This is a genomic window from Sphaerisporangium fuscum, from assembly GCF_018531465.1.
GTDB classification, from domain to species: domain Bacteria; phylum Actinomycetota; class Actinomycetes; order Streptosporangiales; family Streptosporangiaceae; genus Sphaerisporangium; species Sphaerisporangium fuscum.
Map to the genome: position 1 here is coordinate 122,460 of NZ_JAHDTF010000031.1, position 12,967 is coordinate 135,426.

Annotated in this window: 18 protein-coding genes; 7 read left to right on the forward strand and 11 right to left on the reverse strand. The window is 69.7% G+C overall.

Annotated elements, in window-relative coordinates:
* The first annotated feature begins 220 nt into the window (after window positions 1–220).
* From bioB to KIK05_RS34935, 5 genes are all read left to right on the forward strand, one after another.
* Complete coding sequence (bioB, locus tag KIK05_RS34915) at window positions 221–1,345, forward strand: biotin synthase BioB (RefSeq protein WP_214415110.1); 1,125 nt, start codon at window positions 221–223, stop codon at window positions 1,343–1,345.
* The gene (locus KIK05_RS34920) at window positions 1,338–2,642 is read left to right on the forward strand and encodes an adenosylmethionine--8-amino-7-oxononanoate transaminase (RefSeq protein WP_214415111.1); all 1,305 of its coding nucleotides are present in this window, start codon (window positions 1,338–1,340) and stop codon (window positions 2,640–2,642) included. Before bioB ends, KIK05_RS34920 begins: the two co-directional genes overlap by 8 nt.
* Before the next feature lie 22 nt (window positions 2,643–2,664).
* Window positions 2,665–3,408: a dethiobiotin synthase gene (gene bioD, locus KIK05_RS34925; protein WP_214415112.1), complete on the forward strand. Its 744-nt coding sequence runs from the start codon at window positions 2,665–2,667 to the stop codon at window positions 3,406–3,408.
* A 447-nt stretch (window positions 3,409–3,855) separates the two neighbouring features.
* Complete coding sequence (locus tag KIK05_RS34930; protein WP_214415113.1) at window positions 3,856–4,404, forward strand: hypothetical protein; 549 nt, start codon at window positions 3,856–3,858, stop codon at window positions 4,402–4,404.
* 218 nt (window positions 4,405–4,622) lie between these two features.
* Complete coding sequence (locus tag KIK05_RS34935; protein ID WP_214415114.1) at window positions 4,623–4,769, forward strand: hypothetical protein; 147 nt, start codon at window positions 4,623–4,625, stop codon at window positions 4,767–4,769.
* Between the two features lie 128 nt (window positions 4,770–4,897).
* Here the strand turns inward: KIK05_RS34935 and rpmF are convergent, their stop codons facing one another.
* From rpmF to rpmG, 5 genes are read right to left on the reverse strand one after another with little or no spacing between them, the layout of a single operon-like run.
* Window positions 4,898–5,077, reverse strand: coding sequence for a 50S ribosomal protein L32 (gene rpmF, locus KIK05_RS34940; RefSeq protein WP_214415134.1), 180 nt, complete (start codon window positions 5,075–5,077; stop codon window positions 4,898–4,900).
* 2 nt (window positions 5,078–5,079) lie between these two features.
* Window positions 5,080–5,379, reverse strand: coding sequence for a 30S ribosomal protein S14 (gene rpsN, locus KIK05_RS34945; protein ID WP_214415115.1), 300 nt, complete (start codon window positions 5,377–5,379; stop codon window positions 5,080–5,082).
* On the reverse strand, window positions 5,379–5,615 hold the full coding sequence (gene rpmB / locus KIK05_RS34950) for a 50S ribosomal protein L28 (RefSeq protein WP_214415116.1): 237 nt from the start codon (window positions 5,613–5,615) through the stop codon (window positions 5,379–5,381). The genes rpsN and rpmB overlap by 1 nt, the downstream gene beginning before the upstream one ends.
* Complete coding sequence (locus KIK05_RS34955; RefSeq protein WP_214415117.1) at window positions 5,615–5,860, reverse strand: type B 50S ribosomal protein L31; 246 nt, start codon at window positions 5,858–5,860, stop codon at window positions 5,615–5,617. The genes rpmB and KIK05_RS34955 overlap by 1 nt, the downstream gene beginning before the upstream one ends.
* Window positions 5,857–6,021: a 50S ribosomal protein L33 gene (rpmG, locus tag KIK05_RS34960; protein WP_214415118.1), complete on the reverse strand. Its 165-nt coding sequence runs from the start codon at window positions 6,019–6,021 to the stop codon at window positions 5,857–5,859. The genes KIK05_RS34955 and rpmG overlap by 4 nt, the downstream gene beginning before the upstream one ends.
* Before the next feature lie 472 nt (window positions 6,022–6,493).
* On the opposite strand from rpmG, the gene KIK05_RS34965 reads away from it, so the two are divergent.
* Together KIK05_RS34965 and KIK05_RS34970 are read left to right on the forward strand one after the other, a co-directional pair.
* Window positions 6,494–6,940 carry a hypothetical protein gene (locus KIK05_RS34965; RefSeq protein WP_214415119.1) on the forward strand — a complete coding sequence of 149 codons (447 nt, stop codon included), beginning with the start codon at window positions 6,494–6,496 and terminating at the stop codon, window positions 6,938–6,940.
* A gap of 98 nt (window positions 6,941–7,038) precedes the next feature.
* Complete coding sequence (locus KIK05_RS34970; RefSeq protein ID WP_214415120.1) at window positions 7,039–8,064, forward strand: LLM class F420-dependent oxidoreductase; 1,026 nt, start codon at window positions 7,039–7,041, stop codon at window positions 8,062–8,064.
* Between the two features lie 29 nt (window positions 8,065–8,093).
* Here KIK05_RS34970 and KIK05_RS34975 read toward each other — a convergent pair whose 3' ends face one another.
* The 6 genes from KIK05_RS34975 to KIK05_RS35000 all read right to left on the reverse strand — a co-directional run bounded on the left by KIK05_RS34975 (window position 8,094) and on the right by KIK05_RS35000 (window position 12,958).
* Complete coding sequence (locus tag KIK05_RS34975; protein ID WP_214415121.1) at window positions 8,094–8,489, reverse strand: Fur family transcriptional regulator; 396 nt, start codon at window positions 8,487–8,489, stop codon at window positions 8,094–8,096.
* Window positions 8,490–8,535: 46 nt separating this feature from the next.
* Window positions 8,536–9,378 carry an energy-coupling factor ABC transporter ATP-binding protein gene (locus KIK05_RS34980; protein WP_214415122.1) on the reverse strand — a complete coding sequence of 281 codons (843 nt, stop codon included), beginning with the start codon at window positions 9,376–9,378 and terminating at the stop codon, window positions 8,536–8,538.
* Window positions 9,368–10,312 (reverse strand): cobalt ECF transporter T component CbiQ, encoded by a 945-nt coding sequence (cbiQ, locus tag KIK05_RS34985; protein WP_214415123.1) that lies wholly within the window; start codon window positions 10,310–10,312, stop codon window positions 9,368–9,370. The genes KIK05_RS34980 and cbiQ overlap by 11 nt, the downstream gene beginning before the upstream one ends.
* Window positions 10,309–11,397, reverse strand: a complete 1,089-nt coding sequence (cbiM, locus tag KIK05_RS34990) for a cobalt transporter CbiM (protein WP_214415124.1) — start codon at window positions 11,395–11,397, stop codon at window positions 10,309–10,311. Before cbiM ends, cbiQ begins: the two co-directional genes overlap by 4 nt.
* Window positions 11,398–11,498: 101 nt before the next feature.
* On the reverse strand, window positions 11,499–12,101 hold the full coding sequence (locus KIK05_RS34995; protein WP_214415125.1) for a GNAT family N-acetyltransferase: 603 nt from the start codon (window positions 12,099–12,101) through the stop codon (window positions 11,499–11,501).
* Between the two features lie 257 nt (window positions 12,102–12,358).
* Window positions 12,359–12,958: a superoxide dismutase gene (locus KIK05_RS35000; RefSeq protein WP_214415135.1), complete on the reverse strand. Its 600-nt coding sequence runs from the start codon at window positions 12,956–12,958 to the stop codon at window positions 12,359–12,361.
* Window positions 12,959–12,967 lie beyond the last annotated feature (9 nt).

Here is a 12,967-nt window from a genome sequence, read left to right on the forward strand (position 1 = left end):
CGGTGACCTGGGGGGCCGTGGGCGTAAGGATCGGACCAGACCGGCGCGGCGGCGCTGTTCGGTCTGGACGTCCATCCAGTCGAACGGGTTAGGGCGCATGGCCAGGGAACCTAGCCCGAGGATCGGGCGGCGGCTGTAGGGCCGTTCTACAACGTTCCCTGATCGCTCTTGTCCGGGTCGGCCATCGGGTCGCACCGGCGGCCTGGCGGAGGATCGAGGCATGGAACTGTTGATCACCCTGGTGGAGAAGGGACTCCGCGGACACTCGCCGACCCGTGAGGAGGCCCTGGCCGTGCTGGCGACCTCTGACGACGACCTGCTCGACGTGGTGGCCGCGGCCGGCAAAGTGCGGCGCAAGTGGTTCGGACGCCGGGTCAAGCTCAACTACCTCGTCAACCTGAAGTCGGGCCTGTGTCCTGAGGACTGCTCGTACTGCTCTCAGCGGCTGGGCTCGACAGCCGACATCCTCACCTACAGCTGGCTCAAGCCGCACGAGGCCGCCGCCGTGGCGGAGGCCGGGACGAAGGGCGGCGCCAAGCGCGTGTGCCTGGTCGCCAGCGGGCGCGGCCCCACCGACAGGGACGTCGAACGGGTGGCCAGCACCATCGAGGCGATCAAGCAGAGCAGTCCCGAGGTGGAGATCTGCGCCTGCCTGGGTCTGCTCTCGCCACAGCAGGCCGCGCGATTACGCGACGCGGGCGTCCATGCCTACAGCCACAACCTCAACACCTCCGAGGACCAGTACGGCAAGATCTGTACCACGCACGGGTTCGCCGATCGGGTGGAGACGGTCCGGCGTTCACGTGAGGCAGGCATGTCGGCGTGCTCCGGCCTGATCGCCGGAATGGGGGAGAGCGACGCGGACCTGGTGGACGTGGTCTTCGCGCTGCGGGATCTCGACGTGGACTCGGTACCGGTGAATTTCCTGATCCCTTTCCCGGGGACCCCGCTGTCACGGACATGGGAGCTCACCCCGCAGCGGTGCCTGCGGATCCTGGCGATGGTGCGCTTCGTCTGCCCGGACGTGGAGGTGCGCCTCGCCGGTGGCAGAGAGATCCATCTGCGCGGCCTGCAACCCCTGGCTCTGCACATCGTCAACTCGATCTTCCTCGGTGACTACCTGACCAGCGAGGGTCAGCCCGGGAAGGCCGACCTGGAAATGATCAAGGACGCCGGCTTCGTGGTGGAGGAACCCGGGTCCGCCACGCTGCCCGAGCACCGCGGCGGGACCGCACCCACCCAGCCCGGCGAGCACCGCGACGCGCCGGCCACCGAGCCCGCGCGTACCGACCTGGTGACGCCGCGCCGCCGCGGCGCCGGTACCGACCTCGCGCCCAATGCCTGACCCGCGGCGCGTCCCGGAGCTGTTGGAGCTGGACCGGGCCCATGTGTGGCATCCGTACGCGCCGATGCCGGGCCGCGCGGCCCCGCTGCTGGTGGAATCGGCCTCAGGGGTACGGCTGCGGCTGGCGGAGCCGATCGAGGGCCACGTGGAACTGGTGGACGCGATGTCCTCCTGGTGGGCCGCCATCCACGGTTACGCCCACCCCGTACTGGACGCCGCCGTACGCGACCAGCTGAGCCGGATGAGCCACGTGATGTTCGGCGGACTCACCCATGAGCCTGCGATCCGCCTCGCCGGCCGCCTCGCCGAGATCACCCCCGACCCGCTGGAACACGTCTTCCTGGTCGACTCGGGCTCGGTGGCCGTGGAGGTGGCGGTCAAGATGTGCCTGCAGTACTGGCGGTCGCTCGGCCACCCGGGCAGACATCGCCTGCTGACCTGGCGTGGCGGGTATCACGGCGACACCTTCCAGCCGATGTCCGTATGCGACCCCGACAAGGGCATGCACGCGTTGTGGACCGGCGTGCTGCCGCGGCAGGTCTTCGCCGACGCCCCGCCCGCCGGGTTCGACGCCGGACCCGACCCCGCCTACACCGCGCACCTGGCCCAGCTGTTCGAACAGCACGCGCACGAGGTGGCGGCCGTCATCGTCGAGCCGGTGGTGCAGAACGCCGGCGGCATGCGTTTCCTGTCGCCCGGCTACCTTCGGGTGCTGCGGGAGCTGTGCGACGAGCACGGCGTCCTCCTCGTGTTCGACGAGATCGCGACCGGTTTCGGCCGGACCGGCGCGCTGTTCGCCGCCGACCACGCCGGCGTCGCACCGGACGTGATGTGCCTGGGCAAGGCGCTCACCGGCGGCTATCTCAGCATGGCCGCCACAATCTGCACGCCCGAGGTGGCGCACGGCATCGGCCGCGGTGACTTCCCCGTGCTCGCCCACGGCCCGACGTTCATGGGCAACCCGCTCGCCGCCGCCGTCGCGGGCGCCTCGCTCGACCTCCTGACGTCCGGGGCGTGGGAGAGCCAGGTCAAACGAATCGAGGCGGGATTGCGGTCCGGGCTGGCCCACGCGCGCCGGCTGAGCGGGGTGCGCGAGGTCCGTGTGCTCGGCGCCATCGGCGTCGTCCAGCTCGACCATGACGTCGACGTGGCCGCCGCCACCCGCGCCGCCGCACAACATGGTGTGTGGATACGCCCCTTCAGGGATCTCGTCTACACGATGCCGCCCTACGTCGTCGACGACGCCGACCTCGGCCGCATCACCACCGCGATCGTCGCGGCCGCCGCAGTCGGCTGACGCCACAAAGGAGAGACCTTCCATGCGCGTGCTGATCATCACCGGCACCGGGACCGAGATCGGCAAGACCGTGGTCACCGCCGCCATCGCGTCCCTGGCGGTCGCGGCGGGCCGCCGCGTCGCCGTACTGAAACCGGCTCAAGCCGGCCTGACCCCCGGGGAACTCTGCGATGTGGAGGAGGCCGCGCGCCTGGCGGGCCCCATCACCTGCAGCGAACTGGCCCGCTACCCCGAACCGCTCGCACCGGCCACCGGCGCCCGCAGAAGCGGCCTCCCGCCCGTCCACCCTCAGCACGCGGCAGAACAGGCCACCCGGCTCGCCGACAGCCACGACCTCGTCCTGATCGAGGGCGCAGGCGGCCTCCTCGTGCGCTACGACCCGCAAGGCGGCACCATCGCCGACGTCCCCATCGCGTTGCGTGCCCTCGGCGTGGAGTCCACCGTCCTGATCATCACCACCGCCGGCCTGGGCACCCTCAACACCACGGCGCTGACCGCGGAAGCGCTGCGCACCCGCGGCCTTCCCCTGCACGGCCTGGTCATCGGCAGTTGGCCCGCCGTCCCTGATCTGGCCGCCCGCTGCAACCTGACCGATCTGCCGGCCGTGGCGAACGCCCCTCTCCTGGGGGCCCTACCCGAACGCTGCGCCAAACATGATCGCAAAGCGTTCCTCCCTATGGCCCGCGCTTCCCTCGCCCCGGAACTCGGCGGCACCTGGAGCCACCCCGCATTCCTCGCCCGACATCCCGAACCCGACCACATATGAAATGCGTGGCGGCGGCCCCCGTCATCGCCACGCCCACCCTGACGACCGCACGCGGTGGCCCGCCGCCGCGCAGGCCGGGATGTTGGGTGCGATCCTGCCTTCATCGAGGGGGCGATGACCAGCTAGGCGGCGAGGGAGAACAGAACGCCCTCGGGGCCAGGCACGCGGCCAGTCGATGGCAAGGCCGGCGGCGCCGGCGGAAAGTAGCACCCTTTGGGGTTTGGGCCTTCTTGATACGGCTTGTCATGGAACTGCCCAGGGATGCAATTGCATCTGCAATGTGCGTGATACCAATTACCATCAGTTACTTTACGTACTCTTGACATCACTGTGAGTGATGAGGAAGGTGGTGTCGCACACCATTCAGCGGCGGCGCGACCCCCACCGCGCAGGTGGTCACCCGCACCTCCGCCGCTGATCCGCCCTGTCCACGAGAGGAGCAGAATCATGTCCACCCCCCTGAAGACCGCGGTCCTCGCGGCCGCCGTCGCGCTCGGCGGCCTGGCCGTCCCCGCGACCGCCACCACCGCCCACGCCGCCGCCACCTCGGTGTCCTGCGACGCCTCCGGCACCACCAACTTCACCCCCGGCGTCCAGCTGTTCCCGCAGTCGCACCAGGTCAGCTACCGCGGCGACGACCGCACCTGCAACGACAACAGCGGCATGGGCATCCAGTCCGCCCGCATCACCGCCGACTTCACCGGCGTCGAGCTGAGCTGCCTGGCCAGCAACTTCGGCGCCGGCGCCGGCTCGGGCACGATCGAGTGGACCATCAACGGCGCCAAGCTCAAGAGCCGGGTCGACCTCACCATCGACTCCAGCGTCCTCAACAAGGCCACCGTCTCCGGCGTCGTGCGCTCCGGCCCATTCGAGGGCCAGCGCTTCAGCGGCGAGTTCGAGACCAACCTGCTCGGCGGAGCCGGCAAGTGCACCTTCGGCGCCCCCTTCGGCGGCGTGAAGAACGCCGCCTTCACCGGTCACTACAGCATCGGTTAGGAGTGCCCGGGACTGCTCTCATCAGCCCCGGACACCTGCTCATCGCACCACATCCGCCAGGCCCTGGCATCCCCTTCGTCAAGACCTACGCCAGGGCCTGCGCGGGTCCGCAGGGGTCCACGCCCTCAGGACGTGGAGGACCATGACTGTCCCCCGCGCTACGCATCCCGGCGCGCACCTGTCTCGACGCCACCGGCACCGAGGCCGCCCGCGACCGGATGGCCGGCGAACTGGAGGCGCTGCAGCGGGCGGCCGCCGCCGAACGCCAGGAGACCCTCGCGCGCATGGGTGAGCAGGACCGGCGGATCGCCGACCTGCAGAACACGCTGGCCACCCGCGACGGCGAGCTGGCGCTGACCCGGTGAGTGCACAAGAGCACGTCCCGACAAGGCCGACAGATTCCGAAGTCAGTCAGTCCTTGGGTCAGACCCACCGGGAGGCGCTCACCTACATCATCTCTGCCTCCTGTTGATCAGGCATGCGTTCTGAACGACTACCGAGCCCTCATCTGCATCTTGACGAGTCCTCGCTCATAGGCGCGGATGAGGCGGCGTGGGGCCAGTAGTCGCCGTCCGTCGACGGTGACAGGGACGAGATCGGGGGCGGTCACCTTCCATTGGCTGCGGCGGTGGCGGGTGTTGCTGCGGGAGGTCCTGCGCTTGGGGACGGCCACGGTCACCAGCTCGCCTTCGTGACGCCGGGCAGCTCGCCCCGGTGCGCCAGCTCACGGAAGCGCACCCGGGAGAGCCCGAACTTCCGCAAATGACCGCGCGGGCGGCCGTCGACGGAGTCCCGATTGCGAATTCGGCCGGCGGCGGCATCGCGTGGCCGGCGGCCGAGTTCTCGTACGGCCCGCGCCCGTTCGTCCGGGGAACCGGTGCGGATGATCTCCTTCAGTTCGGCTCGGCGGGTGGCGTGCCGGGCGACCATTTTCTTCCGCCGCTCATTGGCCGCGATCTTGCTCTTCTTGGCCATCAGATCTTCTCCCCTCGGGCGCGGATCCGGGCGAGCGCGCGGTCTATGCCGATCTTGTCGATCGTCTTGATGGCGCGGGTGCTGAGCGTGAGCCGGATGAAGCGTCCCTCGCTCGGTACCCAGTAGCGGCGCGGCTGGATGTTGGGGTTCCAGCGGCGCCGGGTGCGGCGGTGGGAGTGGGAGACGTTGTTGCCGAAGACCGGCCCGATCCCGGTCAGCTGACAGTGAGCGGACATCATTCCCTCCCGTAGCGCTGCTTGAACCGCTCGACGCGGCCGGCGGTGTCCAGGACGCGGCTGCGGCCGGTATAGAAGGGATGGCTGGCCGAGGAGACGTCGACGTCGACCACCGGGTAGGTGTTGCCGTCGGTCCACTCGATGGTCTTGTCGCTGCTGATCGTGGACCGGGTGAGGAAGGCGGAACCGGCGCCGGGGTCCCGGAAGACGACCGGGTGGTAGTCGGGGTGGATGCCTTTCTTCATCGTTCCTCCTTGAAGAGCACGTGCCGGCGGACGACCGGGTCGTAGTTGCGCAGCGTCAGCCGGTCGGGGTCGTTGCGCCGGTTCTTCCTGGTGACGTAGGTGTAGCCGGTGCCGGCGGTCGAGCGGATCTTGATCACCGGACGGAGCTCGTTTCGGGCCAAATCTGGATCCTTCCTAGTTGCGAAGCTGTGCCATGATAACGATAACGATTTTCGTTTTGCCAACTGGAGGGCCCATGTCCGTCCCTGTCGTCCTCGTCGCAGGCCTCCACGCCTCGGCTCGCACCGCCGCCGTCGACCGGCTGCTCGCCGGTGAGCCGTCCGCCGCGGATCAGGACAATCCCTGCTGAAGATGGCCTCCAATCATCCTTCGAGGGCGCTGTGGCGAGCCTGCAGTCGGGGCATTCTTCAGGGCGATCAAAGGTTTGGCTCCGGTGGAGTCGAACCTGCCGCTCCCCACCTCACCCACAGCTACCTGGAGGCATGCCCCCGGAGACCTCTGCGAAGGTCGCCGCTGCACCTGATGCTAGAAGTATGCTCTTGCGTATCGCTCGCAATAAGTGTGGTTGGACGACCGGAGAGACGCGTGGGAGATCAGGGCAGTGGGCCGGCGCCGGTGGCGGTGGAGGTTTTGATGCTGCGAGCCGACCTCCAGGGCGGCTGGTCCTATCGCCGCGTCGTCACGGCGCCGGAGCCGGGTGAGAGCCCGGACGAGGCGGCCCGTCGCGCGTGCGGTCTCGGGCGGGACGAGACGATCAGTGTGCTGCACTCGACCAGCTGGCGGTACACGCCGCACGGGCAGGTCGTGCTGACCTACGCCGTCTGCCCTGATCACGCCCCGGAGCTTCCGGCTGTCGAGCTGCCGACCCTGGAGCTCGCCCGCGGTGGCGCGCCGGCCACGCCCTCCCCTGATCGGCTGGAAGTGGACAGCGTGGCCGCTCATGCCATCAACCACCTGGCGTTCTTGTTGAAGACCGATCGGGTGGTGGGCGAGACGTTCGCACGGTCCCCGGAGATCGCGATGGCCCTGTCAGGCGTTCCGCTCGCCGTCGCCGGGAAGCTGGAGCCCGGCCGTGTGTGAGCGCCCCCAGACGGTCCGTCCCCCGCGGGTCCCCGGCCACACCCGGTACCGGGGCGCGGGACACGACCTTCTCCCTGTCGTCTGAGGAGTGTTCGGACATGCGGCTCGGTCTGGCGCTCGGCTACCGCGCGGAACAGATGAAGCAGATTCTGCCGTTGGTGGAGTTCGCCGAGCGGATCGGCGTCGACTCGGTGTGGAGCGCCGAGGAGTACGGCGCGGACGCGGTCACGGTCCTCGCCTACCTGGCGGCCAGGACCCGGCGGGTCCAGCTCGGCACGGGTGTCATGCAGCTCGCCGCGCGCACTCCCGCCGCCACCGCGATGACGGCGATGACGCTGGACCACCTGTCCGAGGGGCGGCTGCTGCTCGGGCTCGGGGTCTCGGCGCCGGCGATCGTGGAGGGCTGGCACGGCGTGCCGTACGGCAGGCCCGTCGCCCGGGTCCGTGAGTACGTCGAGATCCTGCGCAAGGTCATCGCCGGCGAGGAGGCGGTGCGGCACGAGGGCGAGCATTACCGGTTGCCGTACCGCGGACCGGGGGGCACGGGCCTGGCCGGGCCGTTGACCTCGTCGCTCACTCCGATCAGGGGAAGGATCCCGACCTACCTGGCGGCCGTCGGGCCGCGGAGCGTCCGGCTGGCCGGGGAGATCGCCGACGGCTGGATGCCCGGCTTCTACTCCCCCGAGCGTGAGGCAGTGATCACCGCTCCCCTCGACGAGGGCATCCGACGCGCGGGCCGGGAGACCCGGGACGTGGAGATCGCCGTCATCATCCCCGTGGTCAGGGCCGACGACCTCTACCAGGCACGCGACCGGCTTCGCCCGCTGTACGCGTCCTACATCGGCCCCGTCACCCCGGGTCGGCCCAACACCTACTTCGAGCTAACCTGTGAGATCGGGTTCGAGAGGGAGGCCGAGCGGATCCGCGGGCACCATCTGGCAGGGCGCCGGGCCGACGCCGTCGCGGCCGTGCCCGACGCGTTGCTGGACGAGGTGGCCCTGCTGGGGCCGCTGGCCAGGATCATCGACCGCCTCGCCGCGTGGAAGGAGTCCCGCGTCGGCACACTGGTTTTGATGACCCGCGACAGGAAACTGCTGGAGATCGCCCGAGCCGAACTCGCCTGATCGAGGAGGCCGGCGTTCGACCAGGTGCCTCAGACGCCGGCCTTGAGATCGTGAATCGCGATGCGGTCCTGGCGGCATCGGCCGCAGGCACCGCGCAGGAGCTGAGCGTTGCCGCTCAGCTGGAACCCTCCGGGCAGGGGCAGCCCATCGAGCGCGGCGGCGAGGTCCGAGCTCGGGATGTCGGTGATACCGCCGCAGATGTCGCAGACCAGATGGTGGTGCGGGTGACCGCTGAGGCCGATGAGCGTCAGCCCGGCGTGGTCGAAGCTGTGCAGGAGGCCGTGCCTGGTCAGGGTGGCCGCGTTGCGGTAGACCGTGCTGGCCTGGAGTTCGGGGCGGCGCAGCGCGACACGTCTGTGGATCTCCATGGGAGACAGGTGGGTGCCCGCCTCGGCGAGGACGGCGAGGATGAGCCGGCGGGGCACCGTACGGCGGAGTCGGTGCGCCCGGAGGATCTGTGCCGGGTCGTCGTCATCCGCCCACGGAGGGGACTCTGGCGGCGGGGAACAGAAGTGTGTGCTCATGGATCAGGTTGACCTCCAGAAGCAGGTCGCGGCGGTCGAGGAGTTCGGTGGGGGTGGCCTCGGCGACGATGGTGTGGTTCTCGCCGAACACCAGGCAGCGGTCGGCGATCCGATGCAGGGTGTCCAGGTCGTGGGTGGCGTGCACGATGGTCTTGCCCACGTCGGCGAGCTGTTCGATGAGCTCCATCAGCCACTGCTGGGTTCGAGGGTCGAGGGCGGCGGTGGGCTCGTCGAACAGCAGGACATCGGGGTTGGTGACGAGGACCGAGGCGATGGCGACTTTCTTCTTCTGTCCTCCCGACAGTTGGAAGGGCGTCCGGTCGGCCAGCTCGGTGATGCCGAGCATGGCGAGCACGTCGTCCACCCGCTGGGCGGCCTGCTCACGGTTCATGCCCATTTGGAGCGGGCCGAAGGCGATCTCCTCGCGCACGGTGGGTGAGAAGACCTGGGCGTCGGAGTTCTGGAAGACGAACCCGACGCGGGAGCGGAAGCCGGTCGACATCTGCTCGTCTTCCATGGTGTCCTCGGTGACCTGCGCTCCGAAGGCATGGTAGGTGCCGCGCTGCGGGAAGATCAGCCCGTCGAGCACCTTGAGCAGGGTGGATTTGCCACAGCCGTTGGCGCCGAGCAGGGCGAGCTTCTCCCCGCGTCGCACGGTGAGGGACACCCCGTCCAGGGCGGGGAAGCGCTCGAGGTAGGCGTAGTGCAGGTCCTCGCAGACCAGCAGAGTGTCGTCGTGCGGCACATGACAGGCGTCCCCGCTGCCGGGGCGTGGTGTGTCAGCGGCCAAGGAACCGGTCACCTCCAATGATCAGTACGGCGGCGGCCAGCACGGTCGCGGCGCAGGCGGCGTCGGCGACGGTGAACCGGAAGCGTTCGAGCGTCTTGGCGTCGCCCCGGTAGCCCCGGGCCGTCATGGCCTGATGGACCTCCTCCGACAGGTGGTGCGCCTTGCCGATGAGCGCGCCGGCGGTCGCCCCGACGAAGGCCCGGGCGCCCTTGTCGTGTTTCGTCGCGCCGATCATGCGCGCCTTTCTCGCCTGGAACATGTCGGAGACGGTGGTCAGCAGCAGGAAGATGTACCGGTAGGCCATGCCGATGACGAGCACGAACATCTTCGGCACGCCGATGGCTCGTAGCGCGGCCAGTAGCCTGTTCCAGGGGGTGGTCAGGGTGAGGAGCACCACCAGCGAGATCGACACGGCCACCCTGCTGACCACGAGGGCGGCGGCGGTGAGCCCTTGGGCGGTGAAACCCTCTGGCTGGCCGTGCCAGTGCCACAGCGTCAGCACCACCGGCCCGTCGGAGACGATCGACAGGGTGGCGGGCAGGACCATGATGCCGGTGAAGATCGGCACGAACAGCCAGACCCTCTTGACGAAGAACCAGATCGGCAGCGCCGAGGCCGCCGCCAGGGCCAGCGTGGCGGCGTAGCAGGCCGCCAGGACCGCGAGATTGCGGACCAGCCCGGTGGCGACCAGCAGTACCACCAGGCCGGCGACCTTGACGCGGGGGTCGACGCGCTGCATCAGTCCGCGCTGCTCGGCGACGTCCTGGCTGAACATCACCTGCTGAAGCAGGCCGCTCACGCCGGTGATGGTCTTCTCCAGGTAGGAGCCCTTGCGCCGCTTGCCGATGCACCCGCACGGGCACATCGCGAGCTCGGGCTGCAACAGCCACTGCGGCGTCCGTACCCGCGGCTGCCCCTCCGAGACGGCCGTCATGGCTTGCTCGCCTCCAGGTCGCGGGAGCCGTCGCGCGTGTCGTCGCCGCGGCGGCCGGTCAGGGCGCGGACCACCACCGCGATCAGGTAGACCGCGACGCCGATCACCGCGATGCCCACCACGGCGGACAGGATGTAGCCCAGCCAGGGGTTGCCGTCGCCGGTGAAGTCGTAGCCGTTCAGGATCGCGTTGTGCCAGAAGCCGTTGTACTTGTTGAGCCCTTCGGGCACCGCGTTCAGGTGAAGGCCCGCCAGGTCGAGGTCCTCCGGGGCGTCCTCGCCGAAGGCGCCTCCCGGGGCGAGCAGGCCGAGCGGCGTCAGCAGCACCATGATCGCCACAGCGATGCCCGCGACCAGGCCGGGCCGCACGCGGGACGGGGCGGAGCTCTCACCGGGGCCGGGGACGCCGGCGTGGTTGAGCCGCAGCAGTGGCAGGTTGGCGCGCTGCAGGTAGGCGATGACGGCGGCGGTGAGGATGGCCTCGGCGGCGCCCGCGATGGTCAGGTGCGCCAGCGCCATCGCCGGGATGGTCTGCGCCAGGGTGTAGGGCGCGTACAGCGGGGTGCCGTTGGCCGAGTGGAACAGCACGGGCTGGATGCCGAACTCGACGGCGGCGGCCAGAGCGGCGGCGTTGATGCCGACGTACCCGCCCACCGCCGCGGCGATCACGCGTCGGGCACTGGTGATCTCCGCCCGCCCGGCGATCAGCCGGTACACCCCGACGGCGACGAAGGGCAGGATGATGGCCATGTTGACGCAGTTGGCGCCGTAGGCGAGCACGCCTCCGTCGCCGAACAGCAACGCCTGGAACAGCAGCGCGACGCTGACCGCGATGACGGCGGCCCACGGGCCGAGCACGATCGCGATCACCCCTCCCCCGACCGCGTGCGCGGTGGTCCCGTCGGGGATGGGGATGTTGAACATCATGGCGAGAAAGCACACCGCGGCGAAGATCGCGAGCGTGGGGACGTGCCGGGTCTTGACGACCTTCTTCACCCGGGCGGCGGCGGTGCCCCAGAACGGCACCGCCGCGGCGAACGCCACAGCGCAGGTTTGCGGGCTGAGGTAGCCATCGGGGATGTGCACACAGGCCTCCCTATTGCAGCTTCATTGCAAGAGAGTACGCCTTGTAGAAGCGACAATCTATGCATAGGGGCAGTACAGGCGAAGCCCGTAGCAGCGGCGCATCAGGCCGGTGTTACCGCCTCGCCGAGGCGCCCTACGACCTGGCCGTCGGTGCCGTCGACACGGTTGTGAAGGCCGAACACGGCCAGTCTCAGCTGGGGGTAGAAGTCCGCAGGCAGCAGGCCGATGTGCCGCCAGCCCATGCTCCTGTAGAGGCGGGCGGCCGGAGCCTCGGGGCACGTGATCAGCCAGGCGGACGGCCGGTCGGCGGTCGCGGCGGTGAGCAGGGCGCGGCCGATACCCCGGCCTTGTGCTCGGGGGTGGACGAACAGCTCGGCCACCTCGAACGCGCCACGGACCAGTGCGCCGGTGGCGGCGGCGCCGAGAGAGCGGATCACGCTGTCGTAGATCCGGTTTTTCGGCAGGTCGTCCGGAGTCGGCCACCCGTAGCACACGCCGGTCAGCCTGTCCTCGTCATCGTGGGCGGTCCAGGCGGCGAAGCCCGGACGGGCCAGCGAGGCGGCCAGTTTGCCGGGGTAAGCCTGTAGCTGGTCGGGCGTCTCGCACCAGGGAGGAGCGGAGTAGCACAGTCCGTACAACTGGACGATCTCCGCCGAAAGCGGCGCGGCGGCCTCGGCATCGTGGTGCCGGCACTGGTCGCTCATGGGCTCCCTCGATGTCGGATCATGCCGTCGTCGAACCAGGCCGCCCCTGGTCCGGCATTCGGCGCCCGCATGCCGGATGGATAGTGGCCAAGGAAGGCCGGCGTGCGGGCGCCGGGTTCACGGGGTCGTCCCGCTTGGGGACGGCGCCGGCAGGTGGTGCTGGGACGGGCCGGGCTGATACCGCGGTCGTTCCACGCCGGGACGGCGCCGCTGCGCCAGAGGGACGGCTCGGACCGTCCCGGGTCAGGACGGGACGGTCACGCCGCGGCGGCGGTGTAGCGGGTGATGACGTCGTCCCAGTTGACCAGGGACCACAGCTTCTCCACGTAGTCCGGGCGGACGTTGCGGTACTGCAGGTAGTAGGCGTGCTCCCAGGCGTCGAAGACCAGCAGCGGGGTGGTGTTCATCCCGACGTTGCCGTGGTGGTCGTACACCTGCTCGACCACCAGGCGGCGGCCCAGCGGCTCCCAGGCCAGCACGCCCCACCCCGAGCCCTGCACGGTCGAGGTGGCCGTGGTCAGCTGCCGCTGGAAGGCCTCGAACGAGCCGAAGTGCTCGGTGATGGCGTCACCGAGCTCGCCACCGGGGCGGTCGCCGCCGTCCGGTGAGAGGTTCTGCCAGAAGATCGTGTGCAGGACGTGGCCGGACAGGTTGAAGGCGAAGGTCTTCTCCAGCCCGACCAGGTTGGCGAACTCGCTCTTGTCCCGGGCCTCGGCCATCCGCTCCAGCGTGTCGTTGGCGCCCTTGACGTAGGCCGCGTGGTGCTTGGCGTGGTGCAGCTCCAGGATCTCCCCGGTGATCGCCGGCTCCAGCGCGGCGTAGTCATATGGCATGTCCGGCAGGGTGTACTGCCCCATCGGTGCTCC